Source organism: Bacillus sp. FSL R5-0447 (genome assembly GCF_038606125.1).
Classification (GTDB): Bacteria; Bacillota; Bacilli; order Bacillales; family Bacillaceae; genus Bacillus; species Bacillus velezensis.
On sequence record NZ_CP152012.1, the window covers coordinates 4,196,686 to 4,219,206 of the forward strand.

Here is a 22,521-nt window from a genome sequence, read left to right on the forward strand (position 1 = left end):
TTCGGTACTCTTCTGTCCTTTTGCCTGAGATTGTGAACCCTTCGGCGCCGCGGAAAACCCGCGGTCTCTCCAGAAGCCGCTCCTGCTGTAGTGCGACCCACAGCAATCATAGCCTGCTACGTATTGAGTTTCTGATAGGAATACCTATCAGCTAACTTTTTATTTTAATGGAAGTTGAATTCATTGTCAATAGGGGGATGAGCTCACGGCGTTATCCCGGTCCAATTTTCGATGCCTGAAGCGCCGTATTTTCCGTTTTCATTGTCTCAAAAAGGCGTTATGCGGTACTATCATATAAGGTCTAACAATTTAAACATTATGTCATACTTTAAATTCACCTTACCATACAATTGCTCGTAAATAAAAAGGGGATGGACGAGATTGGAAACGAAATATTTAGATCTGCTCGCACAAAAATACGATTGTGAAGAAAAAGTGGTCACGGAAATCATTAATCTGAAAGCGATACTGAACCTGCCGAAAGGAACCGAGCATTTCGTCAGTGATCTGCACGGGGAGTATCAGGCATTCCAGCACGTGCTGCGGAACGGTTCAGGAAGGGTAAAAGAGAAGATCCGCGATATTTTCAGCGGCGTCATTTACGATAGAGAAATTGATGAACTGGCGGCTTTGGTCTATTATCCTGAGGACAAACTGAAGCTGATCAAACATGACTTTGATACGAAAGAGGCACTAAACGAGTGGTATAAAGAAACGATTCATCGGATGATTAAGCTCGTTTCTTATTGTTCTTCCAAGTACACCCGCTCCAAATTGCGCAAAGCGCTGCCCGCCCAATTTGCTTATATTTCTGAAGAGCTTCTGTACAAAACAGAACAAGCCGCCAACAAGGAACAATACTATTCCGAAATCATAGAACAGATCATTGCGCTCGGCCAGGCCGATAAGCTGATCACCGGCCTTGCCTACAGCACGCAGCGATTGGTGGTCGACCATCTGCATGTTGTCGGCGATATTTACGACCGCGGACCGCAGCCGGATAAAATCATGGAAGAACTGATCAACTATCATTCAGTGGATATTCAATGGGGGAATCATGATGTTCTCTGGATAGGCGCTTATTCCGGCTCAAAAGTATGCCTGGCAAACATTATCCGCATCTGTGCCCGCTATGACAATCTGGATATTATTGAAGACGTTTACGGCATCAATCTGAGACCGCTATTGAACCTTGCCGAAAAATATTACGATGATAACCCGTCTTTCCGCCCGAAAGCGGACGAAAACAGACCGGAAGATGAGATTAAACAAATCACAAAAATTCATCAGGCGATCGCGATGATCCAATTCAAGCTTGAGAGCCCGATTATTAAGAGACGGCCGAACTTTAATATGGAGGAACGGCTGTTACTGGAAAAGATCGATTATGACCGCAATGAAATCACGCTGAACGGAAAAACATATCAGCTGGAAAACACCTGCTTTGCGACGGTGAATCCTAAACAGCCTGACGAGCTGTTAGAAGAAGAAGCAGAAGTCATGGACAAGCTGCTGTTCTCTGTTCAGAACTCCGAAAAGCTGGGCCGCCATATGAATTTTATGATGAAAAAAGGCAGCCTTTATTTAAAATATAACGGCAACCTGCTGATTCACGGCTGTATTCCCGTCGATGAAAACGGCAGCATGGAAACGATGATGATAGAGGATAAAGCTTATGCGGGCCGTGAGCTGCTCGATGTATTTGAACGGTTCTTACGAGAAGCCTTCGCCCATCCGGAAGAAACCGATGATCTGGCGACAGATATGACTTGGTACTTATGGACAGGCGAATACTCTTCCCTCTTCGGAAAACGCGCCATGACAACCTTTGAGCGATACTTCATTAAAGAGAAGGAAACGCATAAAGAAAAGAAAAATCCGTATTACTATTTGCGTGAAGACGAAGCAGCCTGCCGAAACATCCTGAAGGAATTCGGCCTCAACCCGGATCACGGCCATATCATCAACGGCCATACACCGGTAAAAGAAATCGAAGGCGAAGATCCGATCAAGGCAAACGGAAAAATGATCGTCATCGACGGCGGCTTCTCCAAAGCCTACCAATCCACAACAGGCATCGCCGGCTACACGCTCTTATACAACTCCTACGGCATGCAGCTCGTCGCCCATAAACACTTTAACTCCAAGGCCGAAGTGCTGAGCACCGGAACCGACGTCTTAACAGTGAAACGATTAGTCGACAAAGAGCTGGAGCGGAAGAAAGTGAAAGAAACAAACGTCGGTGAAGAACTGATGAAAGAAGTGGCGATTTTGGAGAAGCTGCGGGAGTATCGGTATATGAAGTGAAGAATATGGAGTTCAGGGATGATTCTCTGGGCTCTTTTTTTACGGTTTCCCTGTATGTAAAACGGATTTAACCGCTTCTTCAATCTCCCTATAACCCGTACATCTGCAAATATTGGACTCCAGCCAATTTTTTATCGTGTCATCACTTGCATTCGGCTCAGTATTCACTAAAGCATGACAATTCATGAGAAAACCCGGTGTGCAATAACCGCATTGAAACGCGAATTTTTCAATAAAAGCCTTTTGAATCGGCGTATTGATCAGTCCTTCAATTGTCGTAATGTCCTTTCCTTCCCCTTCTGCCGCAAGCATTAAGCAAGATTTCATCGGCACCCCGTCCGTTAATACCGTACAGGCGCCGCAATCCCCATTTAAGCAGCCCGGTTTTGCACCAGTTAATCCGAGACGAAGACGAAGAGCAAATAACAAAGTATCAGCCGGCCTGACCGTAATCTGTCTTTCCTCGCCATTTACTTTCAACGTAATAGGATCAGACATTTGGACCTCCTTCTAATTCCCGTAGGGCATCTAAAATTGTATTTTGCAAGACAAATATTCGGTACTCACTTGAGCCTTCTGCATCATCAAGAACGGGTTTGGGTACATACTGTAAAGACCTGCTTACTCTTTCTTCTGCTGATCGGCTTTTATCGTTAAGCACAGCCTCCATTTCAGCAGAACGAAACGGAAATGGACATACGCCGCTGAAGGCCATTCTGATCTCATCATCTTTTTTCAGCGCACAGACCGTCACCAATGGATACCCGACATTCCACTGCTGTCTTCTTTTGATACTGACAAATGGCAGGTCAACGTACGCTCGATCGACAACGACATGAAATAAAAAATCACCTTTTTGCAACTGTATTTCCTTGTTAAATACTTTATTTATGGGACGGTAATGAATCCCCGCTCTCCCTGCAATCCCTATCAAACTATCGGAAATTAACAACGGCAGCACGGCCTCACGGTAATAGATGCCCCCGCAAATGTTTCCGCCCAGGCTGATCTTATTTCGAGTCGTCCGATCGGCTATTTCACTGACTGTTTTACTTAATAGCGGAAATGGATTTTCTTCCTCCAGTTTCGTTAATGACACGCCCGCTCCGATCACCAGATCATTTTCATAAAAGCGGATGGTTTGAAATTCCGGAAGCGCGTTCATATCTATCACCGCATCCGTATAGATGATATTCAGCCTTCCTAACGTGATAATTTCCGTGCCGCCGGAATAATACATTGGTGTTTTCTTTTCGGCCGCAAGCGAGTGAAATAGATTGATTGTTTCTTGAATGGTCTTCGGTTTAAAATAATCAAAATCAAACGGTATCATCTTTCCACCCCTCTTGCGTCCTCCATAATCGTTCGGGAATGAGAGGAAGTTGATTCAATTGGACACCTAAAGCGGCGGAAAGGCAATTTCCCAATGCTGCCGGCATCCCCAACAGTCCGTGTTCCCCGCCGCCGCGCGCTCCATAAGGGGCAATCACATGCGGGGTTTCAACAAATTCAATGATATATTCAGGCTGCTCTCCATAGTGAAGGGGGCGGTATGTTCTAAGCTGAGGATTTAATACTCTGCCATATGAATCAAATACAAAGGTTTCTCTTCCTCCAAATGCGATTCCCATACTCATCCCCCCCATTACTTGACCCCTAGCAGCTTTTTCATTCAGTACAGTTCCTATATCCACAACAGAATAGGCTTTTGTAATTCGATACGTATAATCCCGTTTATCCAACTCAACTTCAATTCCCTGAGCACCGACAGCCCACTCGGGTCCCGGCTTCCCCCTTCCCGTTTCCCGGTCTAAATTCGTCATCCGGGTTAATGTGTAATTGCCGCTCGCAATGATTTGGCCGCCAATGGTATTTCCATTTGGAAACGTATATCCGTAAGCAATGTCTTTTATTTCAACATGTACAGAAGGATGATCTATAAAATAAACCTTTCCGTCGGCCACTTCCAATTCCTCGACAGGAACCCGCAACACACATGATGCCACGTCTTTCAGCTTTCGAATGGCTTCCTCCGCTGCATTCAGTACGGCTCTTCCGGCCATTAACGTCCCTCTGCTCCCCACAGTTTTCCAATGCTCGGGTGTTGTTTGTGTATCTATAAGCATTTTCACGTGAATTTTGCTTATATCCATTTTCATTCGTTCCGCCAGGATTTGGGCTAGCACTGTTTTTGTCCCTGTTCCAATTTCCACTACCCCTGACATCAAATTAATGCTTCCATCGGGATTAAAGGTTAGAATCACCCCGGACGTTGCATTTGTATCAAATGTTGAGGTTTTCCAAATGCAGCTGATTCCCTTCGCCCGTATCTTCCGGCCATCGATTTCAATTCGCTGTCCCTCGTCCCAATTCATTAATTCCTTTAATCTTTCAATGCATTTCGGCACATTTCCGACCGTGCTTGAATTGAGAAGAACTTGAGTCGGTGTGGTGTCACCGGGGCGAATGGCATTTTTATAGCGGAGTTCTAATGGGTCCATGTTCAGCTTTTCCGCCAATACATCCATCGTCCGCTCAAAGGCAAATAACACTTCAGCATGGCTGTAGCCCCTGAATGCACTTGGATATGGATGATTCGTATACATACAATATGAATCACACCGTATATGATCGATCGCGTACGGACCCGTACAATCAACCACCGCAGCCCGGCTGATGTCCACTCCTTTATCAGAATACGCTCCGCCATCAAATAAAAGCTGAATGTCCGCCGCCTTTAAGATTCCATCCTTTGTAGCCCCTAATTTGACAATGGCATCCAACCCGATATGAACGGGCGATGTGATCAGATCCTCTTCTCTCGTATTAAACAATTTGACGGGCCGGCCTCCGACTGCTTTTGATGCCAAATAGGCAATCACCTCTAACTGAACAGCTGCTTTTCCCCCGTACGCTCCTCCTACTAAAGGCGTTTTGACGATCACCTTTCCGGGTTCGATTCCAAAATACCACTGCATTAATTTTTTAATGGCAAAAGGAGCTTGAGAGGATGTGGTAATGATAATCTCCTCATCCGCCCGAATTTCAACAATCGAGCATCTTGTTTCCATCGCAGCGTGATCAGAAGGGTTAAAGGAAATCTGGAATTCTGCTGTCACATCACTTTCCCTAAACCCGTCTTCAATATTTCCTTTTCTAACCTTATCCACGTTTGCGATATTGGTCTTCGGAACCGGGAATACACCTTTTGTCTTCTCATAGCGGTCCGCATGTTCATGGACGAGCGGCGCATCCTTTTGAAAGGCCTCACGGGGGGAATTGACGACGGGAAGAGGTTTATAGGATACTTTGATGGCATCCGCTGCCTTTTTAGCTGTAATCGGATTTTCCGCTACAACAACAGCAACCGGCTCACCATGGTATCTGACCCTTTTATAAGCAATCGGCGATCTGTCTTTAATTTCTTCACCTGCAAGCGGAAAAGGTTCATCACCCAATATCGCTCTCACGCCGGGAATCTTCCAAGCCTCTGAAAAGTCCATAGACACAATATCGGCATGAGCATATGGACTGACCAGCATTTTTGCGTGTAATGTGCCTGTTTCTTGAAAATCATCCGTATATTTCGCTTTACCCGTCACTTTTTCAAGGGCCTCTTTTCGAATGACACTCTTCCCGATATACTCCAACTCATTCACTCCCCGAATTTATTCAGCAGCAGCGTATAATCTTCAACTGTATCGACGTCATAAAAAAGCAAAGGGTCTTGAAAGCTGATCATTTTTCCCGTATTGATCATACTTTCACGGATCACATGCCGGGCGCCCTGATCTCCCTTTAACTGATGCAATACCGGAAAACATTGATTTGAGAATAAAATGGGGGGCATGGGAAGATATTGATTTTCAGCGGCGATAAATAAATAGCGGCGCTCCTTGTGATAGGAATCAATTAACGTATTGATGATATCTGCGGTGACAAACGGCTGATCTGCAAGGAGAATGATAACAGCGTCAGCCTCGTACTCTGCCGCTTTTTGTAAACCGCATTGTATGGAATGGCCTTGGCCCTTATCCGCTTGCTCACATTCTGCCTGACTCCACTTATTTGATAAAGGATTTAAAAAGAAAACATCCGAAAGCCAATGCAGTGGATCTCCCTTTCCCGTAATAACGAAAATATGATCTAATTCAGATAACAAGGCATTTTTAAGAGCCATACTTCCAAGGGAGACTCCATTGAGAACTAAACTTCGCTTATCCGTCCCCATGCGTCTGCTTGTACCGGCTGCCAGGTAAATGGCTGCTGTTTTCATAAGAGAGACCTTTGCTTTCGCATTTCTTTAATCATCTCGCCAACAATACTTACAGCAATCTCTTCAGGGCCCTGTGCCCCGATGGGAAGTCCGATAGGGGAATGAATATCCTTCGGAATCTCAGCTCCGCCTAATAGCCGTTCAGTGCGCCTTCTAGGGCCTAATACACCTTTATAAAACACATTCTCGTTTTTTAATGTATGTAAAATGATCTGATCTTTTTGAAAGCTGTGCGTCATAATGACAACAAAATCTCTTTGGGTCATGCTCAGGCCTTCCATGACTTCTTCCGGTGCTCCTGTTATCAAATGGCCGGCTTCAGGAAAATGGCCGTGATGACATAAAGCGGGACGCCAGTCAATCACCGTCACATGAAAGCCAGTGCCAGCTGCCAAAGAAACTAACGGCTTCGCATCTTCCCCTGCTCCGAATACATATAAACAAGGTTTTGGCACCATCTGATGGATAAAAAATAAATCAGAGGTATGTTCATCCCTCTTGATTCCCTTTTCCGTCTGTCTCAGTTTTTGAATACGGCCTTGTTCCATAACATCCCCGGTTCCAAACACTTCGCCATCTTCCACTATGTACAGATCTTCCTTTGGCTCTAACGTTTTAGTGAATCGTTTCATTCGGGTCACAGACTTTTTTTCATCTAAGCATGTCTTGACTGTCATCAGATTTCGTTCCAATTCCCCTTTTACAGGCTCAAGTAAAACCGTCAAAACACCATTACAGCCAATGCCCTGTCCCCAGGATAAATCGTCCTCCGCGCTCATATCAAAGCGGACAATCAGCGGCTCTCCTGCAGCCCAGACCTGTTCCGACCGTTCAACGAGGTCTTCTTCCAGACAGCCGGCGGATAACATTCCGACTCTTGTTTTATCCCCTAAAATCAGCATGGAGGCCCCTTCTTTCTTATAAGCGGACCCCTCAGTTTTAATGATGGTAGCCAGTACCTTAGCTTTCTTAGAATTGGCGATGACATCCAAAATCCGGTGTATATCATCCATTTCATGTCCCCCGTTTTACCTGATCATATCTGCATCTGTATATCCGTATTCTTTAATCCCGGAAAACATTACAAACGCTTCAGCAATTTCTTCGTTTCTAAAAAAAAAGAGTCTTTATAGACCTTATGACCGGGCGGCGGGTGAGACAGCATGTCGGAACGGAGAGATTCCAATAACATGATCTGTTCCTTCTGTTTCCAATTGTCTGTTTCACCCTGCTGTATGCCTTTAAAACCCGCAAAGTATTCACTTAACACTTGTAAATCATTCCCCAGCTCCCTTTTGTCACTTGAAGATAAAGCTCCTTCTTTTTCCCATTCTTTTAACGTTTTCACTATATTTGATAGATACTCAAATCCGGCGTTCAACTTTTGCATCTCTATTTGATAGCTTGAAATGATGATTTTATGTTTTTTTCTGACGGGGTTGAATTTTAAGCTGTCAGAGGCTGTTTGCAGCATCTCTTTTGTCATATGCAGCTCTTGCAGAAGATGGTTCATTCTATACGCCATAAGGTTCCCTTTTCCTTGCCCCCACTCTGATTGCACCCATTTGGAAAGGTCTGAAAGTGTGCCGGAAAGCTGACGAGCCAATGTTTGAAAAGAGTCCGCTGCCTTTTTTGTGTAGTCCGGCGGAAAAAGGAACATGTGAACCAGAATGGCAATGATGACCCCGATCACCGTATCGATGATTCGATCGAATGCATAATCTTTAGCGTTTCGTTCAAACGTAAAGACCAACAAAATGGTGAGCGCTACCTGATGTAAAACCGTTACATCTATTCGCAACCACTTCGCAATGTAAGTACCGCCTAATAGGAACAGCCCCAGCATCCAGCCATTCATTGGCAAGTGACTGACAAGATAGGATGTTAGCATGATCCCAATCGCAGTTCCCGCAATACGATGAAAAGAAAAGCGAATTGACTGATCTATCGTTGGCTGCAAACATAAGATAACAGAAAGAGGCGCTAAATAGGGGTGATCAGAGCCAACTAGTTTTGCCGCTTCCCAAGAAACAGCAGATGCAATCGCCATCTTCCAAACCAAAGATGTTTTGTTTTGAATTTTTTCACTTTTCATCATACGCCCCCTCCTTTCAGAAACCTTTTCCACTAGGTTTCCGTGACGGAAAGGGATTTATACTGTCGTGTGGAAAATGCGAAAAGAAGCTGTTGTTTGCAATAAAGGTGCTTCTCTGGGCTCTTCTGGTTTCTTCCCTCCTTGATAACTTCGCATCAGATATGAACCCTACTCTCCTATGACTTTCGAAGGGAAACATACAAACCTTGTTGGTTAATGTGATGAAATTGGGTGAATTTTTTATCATTTTATATGGTAAGGGTTTAAGATGCAGAATGCCTTTGTTAGTATGGCAACCAAAGGAGGAGGATCAATTATGCAAAGCAAAATGAAGCTAACCGCAGTGAAACTGGCAGCCTTGGTATTCCTAGTAGGTGCCTTTGCCCTCCCGGTTTTACCCCATGCTGCGGCTGCCGCAGCATCCCAAGCTACATACAAAGTTGAGAACCTCAACGACAGTGAGCTGAAGATGACGTTCAATCATGCAGATGTTCATATTGACGCTAAAGGCAATGCAACCCTAAAAGACAACATAACGGGCGAGGAGCAGGCTCTTCCGAAAAGCTCTACTGACAAAAATGGTGACCCCGTTACACTGAAATATGAAAAAATCAAAAATGGCATTTTAGTCAAAGTCGTAAACAAAGACGCTGGAAAAACGAGCGGTTCAATCAGCACCCAATCAGTCGGGAAATGTATTTTAGGTACTGGCGGTGGTGCGGTAACTGGCGGCGGCACACTGGGTCTCGCAGGAGCTGCTGTAGGAACAGTTACAATACCCGGCATCGGAACAGTAGGAGCGGGTGCCGTTGGAGCAATTACCGGCGCTGTTGGCGGTGCAATGACAGGAGCTGCCGCATCTTGCTTTTAACCATGAAGAAAAAGGGGCCCGCGCCCCTTTCTTTTACTAACTATGGAAGGTGGTCGACATGTACAAAATCATCATTCCTTCAATACTAGCCATCTTCATTCTCTGGATACTCTTACAGATTTCACTGGAGATAAGCATCGTTAAGAATCCATTGAATTACTTTATCGTATTCATTGTCTTCTTTCTCTTTATAAAGATGGTGAAAGAGAAGCAACAGTAGGTTGCTTCTCTTAGCTGTGGAAACCGGATTTGCAGTGGAATTTTTTGTGTTTTATTCATTTGTGAAAGTCAAATGTGATGTATCCTCCGTTAAATTAGCCTGCCACAAAACGGAGATTTTAAAGATTCTTATAACAAAAAAGAGATAATTAAACATACTGTCTAATAATGCGTTTTTTACCTTCTTTCAATAAATATTTCTTTTTTATGATAAGGCTGTTCATGTCTATTATAATGGTGTTTTACTTATTTGAGTTCACCTGCGGTTGCCGCTACTTCATTTTTATTCTCTAAAAGACGGGGTTGTATTACTTTATCCAGGTAGGATTTCATTCTACCGGTACTAAAATGAGTTCTAGATTCAGATGCATAAAATAGATATACATCATCTTTTAACTCATTGTATTCATTTATAATTACATTATTGATCATACTCTTAAACCTCTCAAAAGCTTTCCTACCTTCCTCAGAGAACCAAAATATAACAAGTTTGTTTCTTTTTTGGTTATTGGAATTGTGTTCTTTTAATAAGTGTATTAATCTATAACCCATATCCATATCATTACTTGTTGTAAAATTCCTATACTTTATTTCAAAAATAATGTCACCCAATTTATTATTCTCTGCAAATATATCAAATTGATTAATTGATATATTTACATCTTTGTTTTTCCAACTATTATACACATTGTAACCAAATACTGTTAGATATCTATTAATAACATAAAAACAATACTGTTCAAATAGTTCAGATATTGAGATCCTAATATAATTGGTATTCCGGATTATCTCATCAACCTCTTTTATACTTAACATTTCTCCGTGTCTAATTTTATTACTTAATCTGTATAAACCTTTGTTTTTATCACTTAACCATTTCCCCTCTAAAATACCCATGTCCACTAGTTTCTTCACAAGTTTCACGAGGCTCTGTTTACTGTATTTGTTTTTATCTCCTTCTATATCTACTAGTATATCCCTGCAGTATTTTTCAATCTCTATCATACCTTCTAAAAACTTTATTTTTCCTTGAGATTGGTCATTACTAATACCATCTATTTTTATATTTGCTTGCGCTGTCCATCTGTAATAGATTTCTTCATCATTATTATTTGATTTTTTTTCCATCAAGTTTTTATCTAACAAACTGTTTAATAACTTATTACACATTTCATTTAATTGAAACTTAGTCCAAAATGGATATTGTTCTGAGTAATCTCCTTCGAAATCATAAACTTCACTATTGGTGAAATATGTGTTACCTTTTAATTTCATTTTCTTAACCCATATAAATAATTGATAAGTTAAAAAGTCTTTAACTCCGCTATCAAAATCAGAGCTGTCTATATTTGTTTCAACTATCTTTGTTATTATCTCTAGTATTATTGAATCAGTTTTATAAGAATCTAAATTAGATTCATCTATTAATAAATAAGATTCATTACTATCCCACTCTATATCTTGTAAAATTAAATTGTTAAATCTTCTCAATGTTCGATAAGAATTCAGAATTAATGAATCCTTATAATTACTTATTAATTCAGTATTTATATTAGGTGAATCGATTAAATAAGAATTAAACAACTTCTCTAAACCTATATTAGTAGTCAATGGAATATGTATACTCTTCGCAAAAATACTTGTCATAATTGAATCATCTAACACACTGGAATTTATAAATTTATAATATAATTTTTGTCCCGATATTACAATAAAACTAGCTAAATCTGATAAAAGCAGTGGTTTTAAAGCAGATATTATACTTGTCATATCATTTTCGTTTTCAATTTTATCTAACTCATCAAGAACAATTATTGTTTTTATGCCTTCTTTATTCAATTCCTCTAGAATATTTCTTAGATGATACTCAGCTATTTCATCATCATATAATGACTTTCTATTTAATTCTTCTACACAGGAATTTCTCTTTTGAATTTCAAGTTTTAATTTTGATCCATCTATAATAAACCAGCATATACTCAACACTAATAAGCCAACATCCAAATTCTTAAAAAAATTGGGAAGGATATCGAAGCTAATATTTAGGCTCATAAGAACTACTACCACTAATGGCATTAAAGACTTAACTATATCCTTTAAATTAAAACTCCCTTCCAAATTACTATTAAACTCTTTTAAATTCTTAAAATTTGAACTGCTGAAAATCTCATAAAAAGTATGATCATAGAGCAATTCAATATTATCTATTAATTGTTTATTTTTTATTTGTTTATATATTTCACTTGAAGATAAAGTGAGATATATTTCTCTTATTAGCTTTCTCAGAATCAATGAATAATCTTCATATTTAGAAAGATTTAAGTGTACAAATATATAACTTTTATCTTGTATCTCTTCTTCCAATTTCTTAATCAGTGTAGTTTTTCCTGTGCCTCTATATCCCGATATCAAAAAGCAAGAATTATTTCCAAACAACAATTGTTGCGTTAACTGATTTTTAATTTCATCTACAGCTACATCATAATTGACACTATTCTTTATATTCGTTGAGGAACTTATCTTTTTTGAATCTATTCTCACCCTCATAATATAATCTCCCCCTTCAAAAAGAATAACTACTTATGTATAAAAAAATATATTATAGTGTTTTTTCACTCTCAAAAAAACGAATTGAAATATACTTTGTAGATGTTAATATCTATATCTGATAATAATCTGTTTGCAAAAAGGAATAAGCATTAAAGCTTATTCCTTTAGGTTACTCTTTTAGCATATTATCAATTATTTCATCCAATTCTTTTAACCCATGCTTAATTATTTCCAAATCATTTTTCTCAGTAGTTAAATCTATCGGTTGCTGAGTATGTACCGAGGTGTGCGCTGTTTCTCCTCTTCTAGAGCCAAAAGAATCCATAGTACTTAACCATGCTGTATCTAATTCAAATATATCTATTCCTAGTGGAACTAGTAAATTGATGAGGTTTTTTTGTTTAAGTCCGTGATTCATTTTAATCTTTTCCTCTTTGAAATCTGCACATATTTTTCCTATTTTTTCTTCTAACTTCATATATTTTCTATTATTATTTCTTTCACTCACCTCCTCATATCCGTTGATTTCAGGATTATCAAGAAATTTGTAATGAGCAAACAGAGAAAGAAGGCTTGTACTTATTTTCTTATATTGAAACCAATTACTTCGCGAAAAATTTAACAATTCTAACGCTCTGTCCTCTAAGTAGCTTTCCACTTCTGCGTGACATAGTACTCTATAACCCCTACACATATCTAATTCCTTAGGGTTTAAATCAATGACAGATTTTTCATATAACTGAGATACATAATGATTTTCTAAGTCATTTAATCTGCTCTCTAAATTATTATATCTATTGGAATAGGTCTTAACGTCCTCCACCATTATTCCTCCATCTTTATACTCAATCGGTTATCGGCTTTTACCAGTTTTGGAACTGGAAAGTCTGCAAAGGTTGATATTATATCAGCAATCTTATTAAACCTAAATCTAACTTTAGATAACCCTTTAGTAGAAGATGAAATGGATTCATTGAATTCACTATCAATTGTACTGATGTTTTCAAAATCTTTTTTGAATCCTTCCTTATTCTTTTTAATACAATTGTATATTTCCTTATTTGAAAGATAAAAAGTAAATACCTCAAATAAAGGTCTATTAAATCTATTATTATACTTATTTCCGTCAAATCTGCTAAAAGCACTTTTACCAAAAATATCAATACATAGATTGATTGCGTTTTCTAAATCCCTAAAGTTTCCCTTGATTTCACTCTCTTTTTTTTCCCAGTTTTCATTCAATAACAGACAGGTGTTATCTAAAAACAATTTTAAGTTACCTTCATTTCTTTCTAAGTTATGTTTAAATGCATAAAACCTTAATGCAAGTTCTACATCCCTCATACGGGAGTCAGGTTCGTTATTATTAAGAAGTTCCCAGAATGTTTGACTATTTGCAGTTGCATCATCTAAAAAGTCTAAAAATGGGCCCGGATGAAGTGCTTGTCTTAACTCCTGAGGTGAAAGTTTCTTACTTCCTGTATTTAAGCGAAGGAAGACGGTAAATAAAAATTCCTCATTTGGCCAATTTTTTATGACAACCGTTCGAATTGTTTGATTTTCAAACTGATTTTTGTAATCTACATAGCTATAGTCATCTTCAATTTGTTCAATGATTTTCCCATTGATTTCTGTTAAAAATTGGAGACTCTTCAACTTTAACTTGTTAAAACCACTTTCTTTTTTTGCGCAAAATTGTCTAATTGCAAGAAGCCTCTGCTTTCCATCAATAACGATATACTTACCCTTATTGTCTTTTTTCTCAGCAAGTATAATTGGTGGGACGGGAATTCCCAGCATTAATGATTCCACTAGCCTTGATTTATTCATATCATTCCATGCATCCCTACGCTGGAATTTAGGATTTAAATCAATATTACCTTTGCTAAGTTGAGAGTTAATAGTTTCTACCGTCCAATCAGTTCCCCAAATTACTGCTTCAGAAAAAGTATCAGGAACTGTTCTTAGATCTTCTTCACTTTCTTCCTCATATTTTTCAAATTCTTCATAATTCACATCAAACATTTCCAACACCACCCTTATAAATTTTTTAGTTATGTCTTAGAATCTTATTTATTTTCCTAAAATCCGTCAATAAAACCCTCACTCACTTATGATAAGGCTCCCCACGATTAATCCGAAACGCCCGATAAATTTGCTCCACCAAAATCAGCCGCATCAACTGATGAGGAAATGTCATCTTCGAGAATGACAGTTTGTCGTCTGCCCGTTTCATGACGGCGTCGCTTAGGCCGAGTGAGCCGCCGATGACGAAGGTGATTTTGCTTTTTCCATAAGTCGCCAGCTTATCTATTGTATCGGCCAGTTCTTCGGATGTTTTCATTTTTCCTTCGATGGCGAGGGCGATGACGTGGGTGTCCGGGCTGATTTTGGCCAGGATGCGTTCGCCTTCTTTGTCTTTGACGTTTTTCATGTCTTGGTCGCTCAGGTTTTCCGGAGCTTTTTCGTCCGGGAGTTCGATGATGTCGATTTTTGCGTAGGCTGAGAGTCGTTTTTTGTATTCTTCAATGCCTTGCTTGAGGTATTTTTCTTTTAGTTTTCCGATTGTCACAATATTGATATTCACAGGTCATCCCCACTTTAGAAACAAGTTATTCATATATATTGTCCACAATTGTGGATATCTTCTCTGTATTTTGTGTAGGATCATTCGTTCCCTACTAGATATGTTGCAGTGTCCCCACATAATTCACAGGCTGTGGATAAACTGTTAGTATGTTCGATTTTTCTGATTTCGGGCGGAAGCTCATGATCATCTATGTACATGTCCAGCACGGTTTCAATATGTTCTTCACAAGAATAATAAGCGGTTTTCATCGTTACGTCCTCCGGTTTTCTTTTGCACGCGGCAATTCTTCTCTTTTCAATATAACCTATTTATACACATGTTAGTAGTGCTTCGGGCTGAGTTTTATCCACAATTCGGCAAATCACGCGCAAAAAGAGCCGGTGTTTTCAGCATCCGGCTCTTTACGTGTTTTCTCTTTTTTCTAAGCGAAGGACGAACAGAATTCCTAATAGACACGCCAGCAGTGTAGAGCAAACATCAATCCAGTCCGGCTTTCCGCCGTTAAAAAAAGAGTTGGTTATTACGGAAACCAGGAGAATGGTTACGGTCACCGCGGCAAGCTTTTTCTTCATCGGCTCCCTCCTAAATTCCTCTATCTCTATGTTCGGTCGGCTTTTCTCTTGTTATATAGCCTTATCATAAGGGTCACAACGATATATACAATCATAATCAATGCCCCGTTGCTCATATCAGGGTATCCAATCAACATATTCATTATGACAAAAACAATGGTTATACAAATGACGGACAACAATAAGAAGATACTGAATGATTTCAAATGAACACCTTCTTTCTTGCAGTAACATTTCATTATAAAAAGCTTACCAAAAGCGGCAAGCTTTTTTCAAATCTGCATATTTCAACCAAAGAATTGTTCACAAATTTCTTTAGCACCTGCTTCGCCAACTCCATTTTCAATTGCTAAACATAAGGGCGAGCACACTACTGCGCCGACAGCACCTCCGACAGCCATACAAGCACCTGCGCAAGCAATACTGGATCCCAGCCCCAGCATTTTTGTGACTAAATCGTTACAGGACTCCAATTTTGATTTTGTCGGAGATGCTTTTTTGACAGAGTTCAATAAAGCATTATTCCCCTTGCCTTTTAATCCATCTTGATTAAAATCTTCATTAATAATTTCTTTATCGCCAACTCTTAATTTGAAATTTCCTTCTTTTTTTTCTTTGTCCCATTTTCCTATACCCTCTACGGATAAAACGATTTGCTCAGTGTTTAAATTAATATACCTCTGCGCAAATGAATGATTTTGCTGATCTTCATAATGAACCAATGCAATCTTATGATCTTTATTATTTAAAACAGTCACAAAGACTTCTGTTTTATCCATATCCAAATCATCTCTGTCTTTGACGATATTCAAAGCTTTTTGTCTGTCTTTTTTACTTCCTTCAGACTTAATCGTTTTATCACAGACAGGGCATGTGATTTCATCTTTTATTGTCTTTGTACTAATAGCTTCTGTCACACCTGAAAAACTGAACATAAAAACAAAAATAACTACTCCCACAAACCATTTGAAACGTTTTTTCACTATATATCCTCCTTTTATTCAGTCTACTACTCTATATCCTCAAACGAGTACAGGTAAACCAATAAAAGGTTTTTTTGTTTATATAATCCAAAGTTTGTGTTTTCATTATGATTACTGCTTTTCCTTCTCAAACCCGCCCATCACCTGCACATCATACAGCTTGAGATGGCTTTTCGGCGTGACGATATCTTTCAGGTTCGGGGTGGTCAGGTCGTTCAGCTTTTTGCCCGTTTTCAGGTCGAAGGATTCGATTTTGGCGGGCTTTTTGTAGCTGTACGTAAACAGATACAGCTTTCCGTTTTGATGGGTCAGCTCTTTAAAGTCGGCTTTCATTCGTGATGCGGGGAGCTTGAAGGCTTTTTTGCTTTTTCCGGTCTCAGGGTTGATACGATACACGTTTCCGAAGCCGTCAACGAAATAGAAGCTGCGCCGCTCCATGAAAAAGCTTTTTTTGAAGCTGAACGGCATGGAGTCATAGATCGTCTGTTCGTCATTTTTATAAGCGGCGATGTCATACGTTTTGATGGCGCCGCTGTTTTTCATGACTTTCACCATTTGATAGATGTGATCTGCTTTTTCCCCTCTGGTGACAAAGCAGACGGCGCTGTCGTCCGCGGCGAGCTGGGATTCGACAGACATGCCTTCTTTATACGTCCACGTCGCGATTGATGTTGTATGGAGCTTCTCTTTATCAGCCTGAATGTCTTGGATGTGATAGCCTTTTTCGTCATCTGTCGGCGTGAGCGCGAAAAGATGATCTTTAAAAAAGCCTGAAGCGCGGATGTAGTGCGGGATGACGTTTTGCTTCCACTTGCCGTCAATCTGGCGGTACAGCTCTGAGCGATAGCTGCCGCCGCTCTTGTCGTAGCCCGAATTATACAGCGTGTAAAAGCCTTTCGCCCGTTCGATATATCCCGCGCTGTCTCCCGTATGCTGGTACGCTCTTTTATACGTGTGAAGGCCGTCCTGAACGGTATAGATTCCTTTTTTGTCCTCCAGCAGCACGCTGCCGTCATGCACTTTGGCCGATCCGAGCTCAAGCCCCTTCATGTGATAAGAAGAGAGCCGTCCTTTGTCATCGGCGAAGAGGGCGTAGCTTTTTCCGCCGCCGAACGTGTCTTGGTCAGCCGCCGTGGAGAAATACAGCAGCGCCTCTTTATCTTTCAGAAAATCAGGGTCATTTAATGTGTCTCTCGCAACCTCCGCAGGATCTTCCGTGCGGAAATAGAAGAAGCATAAGACCGCTGCGGCGGCGATGATCACTAAGGGTATCCAGATGATTTTTTTCACGTTGTTCTCCTTAGTGAATGGTCAGAATCGTGGTTGTGTAGGACGAGCTTGTGATGTCGCGCGGGTATACGCCTAAGCCGCCATTAGAGTCGATATCAATCCCGGCTTTTAAGAGGAATGCCGACCACAGCAGTTTTGAGCAGTTTTTGGCGCCTTCATGGCCCGTATTTCTGTTATTGACGAAGTTGAAGGAGTACTCATCACCGACTCTTGATACAGCCCAGTCAGCGGCGGCTTGTTTTTGGGCATCGGTAACTTTCACGGTCTGAACGATTGAATTGTCTTCGACTTCTCTGCCGTTATAAGCAATCTGGCGGACACCGTCTCCCGGCACGGATTCAACAATTTTATCAGCGGATGAATACATGCCGACATGCCCGTGGTTGTAATAAGCCGTGTATGAGTTCGTGTAATAAATATTGCCTTTTGTGCTTTTCGGAAGTTTTTTGGTTCCTGACGATCCGCCCATCGCAGAGAGCCCTTCTTTGGAAGCGGTTACATTTCCCTGCACCTTGTCTGCCGTGATTTCTTGATGAAACTGCTTGAGAATTGCTTCTGTTGAAACGTGCTTCTGTTTGGCAAGCTCTTTGGCGGATTGGAGAACGTCTTGAGGAGTCGTGCCCTGCTGAAGGTCTGCGATTTCTTTTGCGTAGCGGGCTGCTTCTGTTTCTTTCGCTTTTACATTCAAACCGGAGAACGACAGAACCATGGTGAATGACAGGGCAAACGGGAGGATGGCTTTGAACAGCTTTTTACACATATTACTTCGCCTCTTTTCTTTGAGTATAATTTTTCCACATTTGTATTATATGACGGAATTGCGATAAAAAAATAGATAATTTACAGATTTTTAAAAATTTTATAACAATATGTAAATCATATGCATAAATCATTTTCAAATATCAGGAAATCCAGTTATCATACAAGAAAGGGGGAGGACATATGAAGGACAGAACGATCGGTTCGATGCGGGTTTCCGCAATGGGGTTAGGGTGCATGGGCATGTCGGAATACTACGGCAGCCAGAGTGAGGAAGAGTCGATTTCCACACTGCATCATGCCGTTCATCTCGGCGTGAATTTGTTTGATACGGCTGATCAATATGGATTGGGTGCAAATGAAGAGCTTGTCGGCAGAGCACTCGCCCCATTCAGAAAGGAGCTTTACCTCGCGACGAAATTCGGTTATGTCCGAAGCGAAAAGGGTGAGTTTATCGAAATTAACGGACGGCCCGATTATGTGAAAAAAGCGTGTGATGCCAGTCTGAAACGTCTCGGGACGGATTATATCGACCTTTACTATCTGCACCGGGTTGATCCGCGGGTGCCGATTGAAGAAACCGTCGGCGCCATGAAGGAGCTGATAGACGAAGGAAAGGTGAGGTATATCGGATTGTCAGAGGCTTCCGCAGAAACGATCAGGCGCGCCATCCGCATTCACCCGATTGCCGCGCTTCAATCGGAATATTCTTTATGGAGCAGGGAAGCAGAGGAGCATGTGCTGCCCGCCTGCCGTGAGCTCGGCATTTCATTTGTGCCTTACAGTCCGCTCGGCAGAGGTTTTCTTTCCGGAAAGATGACGTCGGCCGAGCAGCTGGATGCCGATGATTACAGAAGAAGAACGCCGAGATTCCAGGGAGACAATTTGGCGGTGAATATTGGGCTCGTCCAAAAACTTAACGCCATTGCCCGGGAAATGAATATCACCGCGCCTCAGCTTGCGCTCGCATGGGTTCTTGCAAACGGCGATGACCTTATTCCGATTCCGGGTACAAAAAAGAAACACTACTTGGAAGAGAACCTCGCCGCTCTCGACATTGTGCTTCCCGAGGATGTGAAGGCGCGGTTGGATGAGATGTTTCCGATCGGCACGGCGGCCGGCGAGCGTTATCCGGAACACATGATGACATTGTTAGATGAATAACAAAAGAGGCCCCATCGTGCGGGCCTCTTTTCATGACAGCTTTTTGCTCATGATGACATCCGTCTCCAGAAATCCGGTCTTCTCATACAGCTTCCGCGCCGTTTCGTTATGAGCGAACACATGGAGAGAAATCTTGCGGACACCCAGGTCTTTGGCTTTGTCCTCCAGCCTTGCGAGCGCCTCTTTCGCATAGCCTTTGCCGCGGAAAGGCGGATGAAGGCCGAAATCATAAATAAATGCGTCCTGCTGCGGGTGGTCCGGATCGGCGTGCAGCCACAGCCAGCCGGCATTTTCCTTTCCGTCCAATGTCAGCGTCCATAAATAGTGATCGGCCGTCTCCAAGCCGTCAGGAAGCAGGTCATTAAACGCCAGCTCCGCTAATTCCGGCGCTTTGTCAGGCAGCCACGTTCCCGCTTTTACCTTTTCTTCAGCGTAATGCTTGGTTGAATGAGCGAGATAGGACTGAAATTCTTGTTCTGTCATCGGCCGCAGCGTGATAGCCATTGAATCACTCCTTACAATACACAGACTGAAAGCGGTATCATGCAGTATTATCCGAAGGCTCCGTTTTCCGCCGGTTTTATGATTTGTTCGGCTTGTGCCGTTGAACCAGTTTGCGCAAATAATCCAATCGAAATGAGACTTGCCAAGGCTGCTGAGAGTACAATGAATTTACATGTTTTCATTACGAATCCCCTCCGTTAATCTCAAAATTTGGTCATTGGCATCAATTGATTCTTGAAAATACTTCGCCGCCGGTTTGTAATTCTCCTGTTTTTTAAAATGCGCCGCGGCCTGATACGACAAGTCGGAAACGTCACTCCACAGCTCTTTCCTTCTTAACTCGGCGAAAGCTGATTCAAGCGCTTCTTCATTGCGGTCAATAAAGACATGCTGTAAGATGCGCAGCTTTTGGGTGTATACGGGCTCGTTTTTTTCTTCAGCGGCATTCAGCGCTTTATGCAGCCAAAACCGGCCCTCATCCGCCTGTTCCTGTTTCAATAACACTCTGGCCAGCATGTACAGACTCCGCACCGAATACGCTGATCGCAAATGCTCCTTTTGATCGAGAGCCGTTTCAAACTCGACCCGCGCCTCCTCAAGCTTTTCCTGTCTTTCATAGCAAATGCCTGCATTAAAGTGGGCGAGCGCCTTAATATGCGGATCGCCCGCTTTGGCGGCTTGATGAACCGCCGTCTGCAGGAGCTCTTCGGCTTTCTGATAGTGAAACAAGTCCATTCTGTTACAGCCGATCACCATTAAACACTGTGCTTCTCTGACCGCGTACATTTCATTGGCTTTGTAGATCTCCAACGCTTTTTCCGCGTGGTTCATCGCAAAGTAGTTTTGGCGGATTTCATAGTAGGCAATCGCCACTTGATAATTAAACTCGGCTCTTTCAATCTCATTCGGTATGTGCCGGAGCCTGCTTTCAGCAATCCGGTAAAAATTAATGGCATTCATAAACCGTTTACGGTAAAACTCGTGCATTCCGGAAAAGAAATAATAATAGTATTGAATCATCTGGTCTGTTTTTTCTTTATCGGCGTTCAGCTGGATCGTTTTTAAAATGCCGTCTGTTTTCTCATACTCTTCCATTAAAAGCTTATAGCGGGAATCAATTAAATTAAAATAAAGGAGCACCGTTTGATTTTGTGTCATATTTTGCAGATCCGTAAGCAGTTGTTCTCTTAACGCCTCAGCCGATTCGGTGTTGTGCTTTTTGATTTCCTCATACCAGTCACTGATTTTTTTCGCAACTGTTTCGTGGGCCATCACTTCAGCCATCTGTCAGGACACCTCCCTTTCCCATTTTGTGTAATAAATATATCATATTTACAGGTTCAAAAAGAGGGTGGCAGCCCGCTAGTTTCCTCGTGGCAACAAAAAAACCTCCGCAGGTGCGGAGGCGCATATTTTATAACAGTTTTTTTCCTAACAAAGATTCCACCAGCTCGACCGCTGTTTTGCCGGTTTTGTTTTTGTGATCGAGGATCGGGTTGACTTCGACAAATTCAGCTGAAGTGATGATGTCGGCATCATACAGCATCTCCATTGCCAAATGGCTTTCACGGTAGCTGATGCCGCCGACGACAGGTGTGCCTACGCCGGGTGCGTCGCTCGGATCAAGGCCGTCGAGGTCAAGGCTGAGATGAACGCCGTCACAGTCTGACAAGTAGTCAATGGTTTCTTCAATGACCTTTGTCATGCCGAGGCGGTCAATCTCATGCATCGTATAGACCTTCATGCCTGTTTCCTTAATGTATTCACGCTCGCCTTCATCAAGCGATCTCGCGCCGATGATGACGACGTTCTCCGGCTTGATTTTCGGGGCATACCCGCCCAGGTTCACCAGCGTGTCGTGTCCGACGCCGAGGCTGACGGCCAGCGGCATTCCGTGAATATTGCCTGACGGCGATGTTTCCAGGGTATTTAAGTCGCCGTGCGCGTCGTACCAGATGACGCCGAGCTGTTTATAGTGCTTTGCCGTTCCTGTCAGCGTTCCGATCGCGATGCTGTGATCGCCGCCCAAGACGAGAGGGAACCGCTCATTCTCAATGACGCTGTCCACCTTTTGGGCGAGCTGCTCGTTCCCCGAGAGCACAGAGTTCAGATTTTTCAGCTCTTCATCATTTTTGAGTTTTTCACGATTGACGGGGATGTCGCCTAAGTCTTCCACCGCATACCCCATGTCAGATAACCGTTCAATGAGATGCGCGTAGCGGATGGCGCTCGGGCCCATGTCCACTCCGCGGCGTGCTTGTCCTAAATCCATCGGCATTCCAATAACTGAGATATTCTTGTTCATCCGTTTTTCCACCTCAACATGTTGTATGTTGTCCTG

General features: G+C 42.0%; 23 protein-coding genes and 1 riboswitch. Of the genes, 4 read left to right on the forward strand and 19 right to left on the reverse strand.

Annotated features, from left to right (window positions below):
• Positions 1–2: 2 nt before the first annotated feature.
• A riboswitch (glycine riboswitch) is annotated at positions 3–83 on the reverse strand.
• 298 nt (positions 84–381) lie between these two features.
• Positions 382–2,307, forward strand: coding sequence for a fructose-1,6-bisphosphatase (gene fbp / locus NYE68_RS21095; protein WP_014419314.1), 1,926 nt, complete (start codon positions 382–384; stop codon positions 2,305–2,307).
• Between the two features lie 39 nt (positions 2,308–2,346).
• Here fbp and NYE68_RS21100 read toward each other — a convergent pair whose 3' ends face one another.
• From NYE68_RS21100 to NYE68_RS21125, 6 genes are all read right to left on the reverse strand, one after another.
• The gene (locus tag NYE68_RS21100) at positions 2,347–2,805 is read right to left on the reverse strand and encodes a (2Fe-2S)-binding protein (protein WP_015418586.1); all 459 of its coding nucleotides are present in this window, start codon (positions 2,803–2,805) and stop codon (positions 2,347–2,349) included.
• Positions 2,798–3,640 (reverse strand): FAD binding domain-containing protein, encoded by an 843-nt coding sequence (locus NYE68_RS21105; protein WP_324636203.1) that lies wholly within the window; start codon positions 3,638–3,640, stop codon positions 2,798–2,800. Before NYE68_RS21105 ends, NYE68_RS21100 begins: the two co-directional genes overlap by 8 nt.
• Complete coding sequence (locus NYE68_RS21110) at positions 3,627–5,957, reverse strand: xanthine dehydrogenase family protein molybdopterin-binding subunit (protein ID WP_225045640.1); 2,331 nt, start codon at positions 5,955–5,957, stop codon at positions 3,627–3,629. Before NYE68_RS21110 ends, NYE68_RS21105 begins: the two co-directional genes overlap by 14 nt.
• A gap of 5 nt (positions 5,958–5,962) precedes the next feature.
• Positions 5,963–6,583: an NTP transferase domain-containing protein gene (locus tag NYE68_RS21115; RefSeq protein WP_324636202.1), complete on the reverse strand. Its 621-nt coding sequence runs from the start codon at positions 6,581–6,583 to the stop codon at positions 5,963–5,965.
• A complete protein-coding gene (locus tag NYE68_RS21120) occupies positions 6,580–7,596 on the reverse strand; it encodes an XdhC/CoxI family protein (protein ID WP_040238697.1) in 1,017 nt (338 codons plus the stop codon). Before NYE68_RS21120 ends, NYE68_RS21115 begins: the two co-directional genes overlap by 4 nt.
• 68 nt (positions 7,597–7,664) lie before the next feature.
• Positions 7,665–8,681, reverse strand: a complete 1,017-nt coding sequence (locus NYE68_RS21125) for an FUSC family protein (RefSeq protein ID WP_095352497.1) — start codon at positions 8,679–8,681, stop codon at positions 7,665–7,667.
• Between the two features lie 313 nt (positions 8,682–8,994).
• Between NYE68_RS21125 and NYE68_RS21130 the strand changes: the two genes are divergently transcribed.
• Together NYE68_RS21130 and NYE68_RS21135 are read left to right on the forward strand one after the other, a co-directional pair.
• Positions 8,995–9,549 (forward strand): hypothetical protein, encoded by a 555-nt coding sequence (locus tag NYE68_RS21130; RefSeq protein ID WP_064108051.1) that lies wholly within the window; start codon positions 8,995–8,997, stop codon positions 9,547–9,549.
• A gap of 58 nt (positions 9,550–9,607) precedes the next feature.
• Positions 9,608–9,769: a hypothetical protein gene (locus NYE68_RS21135; protein WP_004393168.1), complete on the forward strand. Its 162-nt coding sequence runs from the start codon at positions 9,608–9,610 to the stop codon at positions 9,767–9,769.
• 245 nt (positions 9,770–10,014) lie between these two features.
• On the opposite strand, the gene NYE68_RS21140 is transcribed toward NYE68_RS21135, so the two are convergent.
• The 9 genes from NYE68_RS21140 to NYE68_RS21180 form a co-directional block, all read right to left on the reverse strand.
• Positions 10,015–12,315: a P-loop NTPase fold protein gene (locus NYE68_RS21140; protein WP_342493992.1), complete on the reverse strand. Its 2,301-nt coding sequence runs from the start codon at positions 12,313–12,315 to the stop codon at positions 10,015–10,017.
• A gap of 172 nt (positions 12,316–12,487) precedes the next feature.
• Entirely contained in the window at positions 12,488–13,141 is a 654-nt protein-coding gene (locus NYE68_RS21145; protein WP_324636200.1) for a HEPN domain-containing protein, read from the reverse strand.
• 2 nt (positions 13,142–13,143) lie between these two features.
• A complete protein-coding gene (locus NYE68_RS21150) occupies positions 13,144–14,343 on the reverse strand; it encodes a DUF262 domain-containing protein (protein ID WP_324636199.1) in 1,200 nt (399 codons plus the stop codon).
• 82 nt (positions 14,344–14,425) lie between these two features.
• Positions 14,426–14,905 carry a 23S rRNA (pseudouridine(1915)-N(3))-methyltransferase RlmH gene (gene rlmH, locus NYE68_RS21155; protein WP_053573868.1) on the reverse strand — a complete coding sequence of 160 codons (480 nt, stop codon included), beginning with the start codon at positions 14,903–14,905 and terminating at the stop codon, positions 14,426–14,428.
• Between the two features lie 80 nt (positions 14,906–14,985).
• On the reverse strand, positions 14,986–15,156 hold the full coding sequence (locus tag NYE68_RS21160; protein WP_004393147.1) for a CxxH/CxxC protein: 171 nt from the start codon (positions 15,154–15,156) through the stop codon (positions 14,986–14,988).
• A gap of 153 nt (positions 15,157–15,309) precedes the next feature.
• Positions 15,310–15,480: a hypothetical protein gene (locus NYE68_RS21165; RefSeq protein ID WP_165458403.1), complete on the reverse strand. Its 171-nt coding sequence runs from the start codon at positions 15,478–15,480 to the stop codon at positions 15,310–15,312.
• A gap of 287 nt (positions 15,481–15,767) precedes the next feature.
• The gene (locus NYE68_RS21170) at positions 15,768–16,463 is read right to left on the reverse strand and encodes a hypothetical protein (RefSeq protein WP_039063862.1); all 696 of its coding nucleotides are present in this window, start codon (positions 16,461–16,463) and stop codon (positions 15,768–15,770) included.
• Positions 16,464–16,574: 111 nt separating this feature from the next.
• Positions 16,575–17,753 carry a hypothetical protein gene (locus NYE68_RS21175; protein WP_324636198.1) on the reverse strand — a complete coding sequence of 393 codons (1,179 nt, stop codon included), beginning with the start codon at positions 17,751–17,753 and terminating at the stop codon, positions 16,575–16,577.
• Positions 17,754–17,763: 10 nt separating this feature from the next.
• Complete coding sequence (locus NYE68_RS21180; protein WP_015418599.1) at positions 17,764–18,513, reverse strand: YiiX/YebB-like N1pC/P60 family cysteine hydrolase; 750 nt, start codon at positions 18,511–18,513, stop codon at positions 17,764–17,766.
• Positions 18,514–18,695: 182 nt separating this feature from the next.
• Here NYE68_RS21180 and NYE68_RS21185 point away from each other — a divergent pair, with 182 nt between their 5' ends.
• Entirely contained in the window at positions 18,696–19,676 is a 981-nt protein-coding gene (locus NYE68_RS21185) for an aldo/keto reductase (RefSeq protein WP_254003498.1), read from the forward strand.
• Between the two features lie 30 nt (positions 19,677–19,706).
• Here the strand turns inward: NYE68_RS21185 and NYE68_RS21190 are convergent, their stop codons facing one another.
• The 4 genes from NYE68_RS21190 to rocF form a co-directional block, all read right to left on the reverse strand.
• Positions 19,707–20,180 (reverse strand): GNAT family N-acetyltransferase, encoded by a 474-nt coding sequence (locus NYE68_RS21190; protein WP_254003499.1) that lies wholly within the window; start codon positions 20,178–20,180, stop codon positions 19,707–19,709.
• Between the two features lie 47 nt (positions 20,181–20,227).
• Positions 20,228–20,362, reverse strand: coding sequence for a hypothetical protein (locus tag NYE68_RS21195; RefSeq protein ID WP_007407881.1), 135 nt, complete (start codon positions 20,360–20,362; stop codon positions 20,228–20,230).
• Positions 20,349–21,464 (reverse strand): aspartate phosphatase, encoded by a 1,116-nt coding sequence (locus tag NYE68_RS21200; RefSeq protein WP_324636197.1) that lies wholly within the window; start codon positions 21,462–21,464, stop codon positions 20,349–20,351. The genes NYE68_RS21195 and NYE68_RS21200 overlap by 14 nt, the downstream gene beginning before the upstream one ends.
• Positions 21,465–21,594: 130 nt before the next feature.
• Entirely contained in the window at positions 21,595–22,485 is an 891-nt protein-coding gene (gene rocF / locus NYE68_RS21205; RefSeq protein ID WP_007407883.1) for an arginase, read from the reverse strand.
• Positions 22,486–22,521: the final 36 nt, after the last annotated feature.

Excerpts from the sequence above, each read along its gene's own strand:
- NYE68_RS21100 (WP_015418586.1), bottom strand. The coding sequence starts at position 2,805 with ATGTCTGATCCTATTACGTTGAAAGTAAATGGCGAGGAAAGACAGATT.
- NYE68_RS21105 (WP_324636203.1), bottom strand. The coding sequence starts at position 3,640 with ATGATACCGTTTGATTTTGATTATTTTAAACCGAAGACCATTCAAGAA.
- NYE68_RS21115 (WP_324636202.1), bottom strand. The coding sequence starts at position 6,583 with ATGAAAACAGCAGCCATTTACCTGGCAGCCGGTACAAGCAGACGCATG.
- NYE68_RS21120 (WP_040238697.1), bottom strand. The coding sequence starts at position 7,596 with ATGGATGATATACACCGGATTTTGGATGTCATCGCCAATTCTAAGAAA.
- NYE68_RS21125 (WP_095352497.1), bottom strand. The coding sequence starts at position 8,681 with ATGATGAAAAGTGAAAAAATTCAAAACAAAACATCTTTGGTTTGGAAG.
- NYE68_RS21130 (WP_064108051.1), top strand. The coding sequence starts at position 8,995 with ATGCAAAGCAAAATGAAGCTAACCGCAGTGAAACTGGCAGCCTTGGTA.
- NYE68_RS21135 (WP_004393168.1), top strand. The coding sequence starts at position 9,608 with ATGTACAAAATCATCATTCCTTCAATACTAGCCATCTTCATTCTCTGG.
- NYE68_RS21140 (WP_342493992.1), bottom strand. The coding sequence starts at position 12,315 with ATGAGGGTGAGAATAGATTCAAAAAAGATAAGTTCCTCAACGAATATA.
- NYE68_RS21150 (WP_324636199.1), bottom strand. The coding sequence starts at position 14,343 with ATGTTTGATGTGAATTATGAAGAATTTGAAAAATATGAGGAAGAAAGT.
- NYE68_RS21160 (WP_004393147.1), bottom strand. The coding sequence starts at position 15,156 with ATGAAAACCGCTTATTATTCTTGTGAAGAACATATTGAAACCGTGCTG.
- NYE68_RS21165 (WP_165458403.1), bottom strand. The coding sequence starts at position 15,480 with ATGAAGAAAAAGCTTGCCGCGGTGACCGTAACCATTCTCCTGGTTTCC.
- NYE68_RS21180 (WP_015418599.1), bottom strand. The coding sequence starts at position 18,513 with ATGTGTAAAAAGCTGTTCAAAGCCATCCTCCCGTTTGCCCTGTCATTC.
- NYE68_RS21185 (WP_254003498.1), top strand. The coding sequence starts at position 18,696 with ATGAAGGACAGAACGATCGGTTCGATGCGGGTTTCCGCAATGGGGTTA.
- NYE68_RS21190 (WP_254003499.1), bottom strand. The coding sequence starts at position 20,180 with ATGGCTATCACGCTGCGGCCGATGACAGAACAAGAATTTCAGTCCTAT.
- NYE68_RS21195 (WP_007407881.1), bottom strand. The coding sequence starts at position 20,362 with ATGAAAACATGTAAATTCATTGTACTCTCAGCAGCCTTGGCAAGTCTC.
- NYE68_RS21200 (WP_324636197.1), bottom strand. The coding sequence starts at position 21,464 with ATGGCTGAAGTGATGGCCCACGAAACAGTTGCGAAAAAAATCAGTGAC.
- rocF (WP_007407883.1), bottom strand. The coding sequence starts at position 22,485 with ATGAACAAGAATATCTCAGTTATTGGAATGCCGATGGATTTAGGACAA.